The sequence below is a fragment of the Syntrophales bacterium genome, from assembly GCA_030655775.1.
Taxonomy (GTDB): Bacteria; Desulfobacterota; Syntrophia; order Syntrophales; family JADFWA01; genus JAUSPI01.
In genome coordinates this window covers 1-3,507 of sequence record JAUSPI010000243.1, presented here as the reverse complement: position 1 = coordinate 3,507, position 3,507 = coordinate 1, and the positions used below count along the sequence as shown (strand labels likewise).

At 43.3% G+C, this 3,507-nt stretch carries 3 protein-coding genes; all 3 read right to left on the bottom strand.

Going from position 1 to position 3,507, the window contains the following annotated elements; translation table 11 throughout:
* Nucleotides 1–259 precede the first annotated feature (259 nt).
* The 3 genes from hisC to Q7J27_13575 are packed head-to-tail and all read right to left on the bottom strand — an operon-like array spanning nucleotide 260 to nucleotide 3,101.
* Nucleotides 260–1,333 carry a histidinol-phosphate transaminase gene (hisC, locus tag Q7J27_13585; GenBank protein MDO9530172.1) on the bottom strand — a complete coding sequence of 358 codons (1,074 nt, stop codon included), beginning with the start codon at nucleotides 1,331–1,333 and terminating at the stop codon, nucleotides 260–262.
* 12 nt (nucleotides 1,334–1,345) lie between these two features.
* Nucleotides 1,346–2,422: a Xaa-Pro peptidase family protein gene (locus tag Q7J27_13580; protein ID MDO9530171.1), complete on the bottom strand. Its 1,077-nt coding sequence runs from the start codon at nucleotides 2,420–2,422 to the stop codon at nucleotides 1,346–1,348.
* Nucleotides 2,409–3,101, bottom strand: a complete 693-nt coding sequence (locus Q7J27_13575; GenBank protein MDO9530170.1) for a tetratricopeptide repeat protein — start codon at nucleotides 3,099–3,101, stop codon at nucleotides 2,409–2,411. The genes Q7J27_13580 and Q7J27_13575 overlap by 14 nt, the downstream gene beginning before the upstream one ends.
* Nucleotides 3,102–3,507: the final 406 nt, after the last annotated feature.

Here is a 3,507-nt window from a genome sequence, read left to right as displayed (position 1 = left end):
TCGTAAAAAGTCAAAAAGGTGTGCCTTGTCATGCTGAACTTGTTTCAGCATCTAACCATTTCAGCAAGTTAGAGACCCTGAATGATCCTGAAACAAGTTCAGGACATGATTTTGGGTGACAAAAAAAGACTTTTTATGAGTTGTGTAAAGCTTCCTGATTTATGTGACACAAAAAGGGGGCAGTACGGCATAGCTTTCAACCCGTGCCGTAATCTACCCCCCATTTTCAATCTGTTATATCACTCTCCTTACTTTGCTTTCAGTTCCTCGCCGAATATATAATATTTCTCAGTGCTTTCAGAAATTCCCCGTTCTCTTCACGTGTTCCTGTTGTAACTCTCATACAGTTTTCAAGAATCCCAGGGGTATCGAACTTCTTTATCAGAATTCCCTTCTCTATTAAAGAGGGATATACACTATCTGTATCGAAAGAACAACTGAAAAGAATAAAATTTGCGTCGGAGGGATATAAACGAATTCCGTCAATTTTTTTCAGTTCAGTAAATAGTTCATCCCTTCTGCTGACAACCGTATCCGCCTGTTTTTGAAACTCCGCTTCATTCTCAATATAGAGGCGGGCTGCAATCTGTGAAAATGTATTCAGGTTGTAGGGAAGTCTCACTTTGTTCAATTCGTGGACCAGGGGAGGGCTGCCAATTAGAATGCCTATTCTCATTGCAGCAAGTCCCACTTTGGAAAGAGTCCTTAAAATAACAAGATTTTCATATTTGTCAAGGTATGAGAGAAACGTCTTTCCGGAAAAGTTAAAATAGGCTTCATCAACAACCACAATACCGTCCGTTTCCTTTAAAATGGTCTCTATTTTCCCGGAATCAAAACAATTGCCGGTAGGATTGTTCGGATAACTGAGGAATATCAGATCCGGGGACTTATTTACTATAATCTCGAGCATAGAATCGACATCCAGATCAAACTGCTTGTCGAGGGGAACCTCTATTACCTCATGCCCGGTATTTAAGGCTGATATCTTATACATGACAAAAGTAGGGGTTGGAATCAGAATGCTTGAAGCCTGCCTTTTTACTGCCATTAAAAGGATCTGGATAAGTTCGTCTGAACCATTCCCGACAAGTAACATATCGCTGGTAATCCCGTAGAGTTTTGCGAATTCCGTTCTAAATTCGGGGGAGCCGGGTTCTGGATAACGGTTCATCTGTACTTTCTTTATGCCTTCAATAATTTTGCTTTTCAGGGAAGCTGAGAGGTCATACGGGCTCTCATTTGCATCAAGTTTAATCGGGCAGGATATCTCTGGAGCAGAATATGCCTCCTGATTTAGAACTTCTTCCCGTATAAGGTTTTTAATGTTCATTTACAACCACCTCTAACAGCCTAATATCCTCAAGTCCTTTGGCATCTTTGTCAAAACTTCACAACCGTCCTCTTTAACCAGAACCATATCCTCTATCCGGACACCCCACTGACCGGGAATATAGACACCAGGTTCTATGGTAACGACCATGCCTTTTTCCAGATAGTCTTCCGCTTTGGTGAATAACCGCGGAGCCTCGTGAACATCGAGGCCAACACCATGGCCTGTACCATGTGAAAAATATTTCCCGAGACCGGCATTCTCTATATGGCTTCTGGCAATCCTGTCAACTTCCCTGCATGAAACTCCAGCCCTGACAGAATCCAGAGCCTTGTCGTGGGCATCTTTCACGATACCGTATATCTCTTTCTGCCTGTCCGTTACACTTCCAATGATAAACGTACATGTTTCATCTGAATTATAGCCGTCATAGACCGCCCCGTAATCTATGACAACAAAATCTCCATGTTCAAACTTCCTGTATCCTGGTGTGGCATGGGGCAGGGCAGTATTTTTCCCGGAGGCTACTATTGTTTCGAATGAAATCTTCTCTGCCCCCTCTCCTCTCATCCTGTATTCAAGCTCCAGGGCAATATCTCTTTCTCTGATACCCGGCCTGACGAGGTCTAAGGTGGAAATAAGTGCCTGCGAGGATATCTCGACCGCCTTTTTTATCGATTCTATTTCATTCTGTTCTTTTACTGCCCTGATGGAGCTAACTTCCTTAGATATCGGCTTCAGTTCCACCTCTTCCAGTCTGTCACGGAGACTCAAATAGGAATCAAAACTTATCGCTCCCGATTCAAAACCGACTTTATGCAATCCTGCACCGGTTACTACCCGAACAATTCCTTCTATTTTGTCATTGTATTCAACAACCTCCGCTTTTTTAACTTCCCCCTTTGCCTGGGTAACATAGCGGCCATCCACCATCAATATGATTTTGTTTTTCCCGACAATAAGCGCTCCATCGCTTCCTGAAAAACCGCTCAGATAGCGTATATTTTTCATGTCAAAAAAAAGGAGGGCTTCTATTTCAAGGTGGACCAGCTTTGATCTAATGCGAGAGATTCTGTTAGTATGCTGCATATCTTTTTATCTTATTCAGATTTTCTAACCACCTATTCAGCTCATTAATTACTGAAGCTCGCTTTTCTTCTGAAAACACCTTCGCTTTTTCCGCCTCCAGAGCGGCTTTAAGCTCGTTTAATATCTCTGCTGCCTTGATGTTTCCGGGGTCCGCCTTAAGAATTTCCTTCAGGATCTTCCCTGCCGTTTCGAGATGTCCCTGCTTCTTGTAAAGTTCCGCCAGGGTTATCGTGTAGAAGTCCGGTGATACATCTTCGATACTATCGTCTAACTCCTCCGGTATGAGATCATCCTGTGTAGTAGAGCTGGTCAGGTAATCAAGTTTTGCAGATACGTCTTTGGTAATCGGTGAATCGGGATTGAGCGAGACAAAACGCTGATAGTCTTTTATCGCCTTTTCGGTAATGCCTTTCTCCTGATAGATATCCCCGAGGCACTCAAAGACGTTTGACCATTTAATAATGTCCTCTTCTACGCTTTTCAGAACTTTAAGAGCTTCATCCGTCTTTCCATTCTTGATCAGGGAAGAACCGAGAATAATCCTTGCGTCTACATCACCCGGGAAACGGTTAAGCCTTTCTTCTGCCAGAGCGATAGCCCTGTCGGGCAGGCCCTGCTCTAAATATGCCTCGGCTCTGGAAAGAAACTCTTCTCTATCTTCGAAATTCCGGAAATTCATATGATTTTATCTTTCATTATCAAGTGATTTTACTCAATTAGCACACTGCTAAAAGCATGTCAAGAAAGGGGTTCCCCAAAATAGACATTGAAAATAAAGGTTGTCCTACCCATCCCGCAGGACAGCCGTCTCGGCTGTCTAAGCGATTCAACATTATGGACAGGCGGGACGCCTGTCCTACTGTGTTGGAAGGGTCAATGTCTATGGGGGGGGTAAAAAAGTTTGACACCTGTCTTGCGGCAATGGTAAAAGGGAATTTATGGAGGCGATAGAAAACAAATACAGAGAGCGTGACTATGAGGTGAATATAAGATTTCCGGAATTTACCTGCCTCTGCCCGATGACTTCCCAGCCCGACTTTGCCGAAATCATAATCGATTATGTGCCGAATGAGCTGTTGATTGAA

Excerpts from the sequence above, each read along its gene's own strand:
- hisC (MDO9530172.1), bottom strand. The coding sequence starts at position 1,333 with ATGAACATTAAAAACCTTATACGGGAAGAAGTTCTAAATCAGGAGGCA.
- Q7J27_13575 (MDO9530170.1), bottom strand. The coding sequence starts at position 3,101 with ATGAATTTCCGGAATTTCGAAGATAGAGAAGAGTTTCTTTCCAGAGCC.
- Q7J27_13580 (MDO9530171.1), bottom strand. The coding sequence starts at position 2,422 with ATGCAGCATACTAACAGAATCTCTCGCATTAGATCAAAGCTGGTCCAC.